The organism is Mesorhizobium sp. M7A.F.Ca.CA.002.09.1.1 (assembly GCF_003998555.1).
Taxonomy (GTDB): Bacteria; Pseudomonadota; Alphaproteobacteria; order Rhizobiales; family Rhizobiaceae; genus Mesorhizobium; species Mesorhizobium ciceri.
This window is the reverse complement of sequence record NZ_RZRR01001421.1, coordinates 1-793: the sequence shown is the minus strand read 5'-3', so window position 1 is coordinate 793 and position 793 is coordinate 1. Positions and strand designations below refer to the sequence as shown.

The window sequence follows — 793 nt, the reverse complement described above, 5'->3', positions numbered from 1 at the left end:
GACTGGTCGGACCTGCCTGGCCCGGTCACCGACAAGCATTCGACCGGCGGCGTCGGTGACAATGTCTCGCTGATGCTGGCGCCGATCGTCGCCGCCTGCGGCGCCTATGTGCCGATGATCTCGGGCCGTGGCCTTGGCCACACCGGCGGTACGCTGGACAAGATGGATGCCATCCCGGGCTACATCAGCCAGCCCGATGTCGCGCTGTTTCGCAAGGCGGTGCTCGAAACAGGCTGTGCCATCATCGGCCAGACCGCCGACCTCGCGCCCGCCGATCGACGACTCTATGCGATCCGCGACGTCTCCGGCACGGTCGAATCGGTGCCGCTGATCACCGCTTCGATCCTGTCGAAGAAGCTGGCGGCCGGGCTGCAATCGCTGGTGCTCGACGTCAAGGTCGGCAACGGCGCCTTCATGGAAAAATCGCGCGACGCCACCGCACTCGCCAACAGCCTGGTTGAGATCGCCAACGGCGCCGGACTGAAGGCCTCGGCGTTGATCACCGGCATGAACGAGCCGCTGGCGTCGGCCGCCGGCAACGCAGTCGAGGTGCGCAACGCCGTCGATTTCCTCACCGGCCGGTATCGTGACCGTCGGCTCGAAGATGTGACGCTGGCGCTGGCCGCCGAAATGCTGCAGTCGGCCGGGCTGGTGTCGTCCAACCAGGATGGCATGCGGCGCGCCACCGAGACGCTCGCCAGCGGCCGCGCCGCCGCCACTTTCGCACGCATGGTGGCCGCGCTTGGCGGCCCCGCCGATTTCATCGAGAAACCGGAAAAATATCTGCCTGCGG

1 protein-coding gene is annotated in these 793 nt (G+C 67.1%); it reads left to right on the top strand.

Annotation, left to right across the window (positions count from 1 at the left end; genetic code table 11):
- A partial coding sequence (locus EN994_RS33700) for a thymidine phosphorylase (protein ID WP_127308269.1) occupies positions 1-793 on the top strand: 793 nt, incomplete at both ends.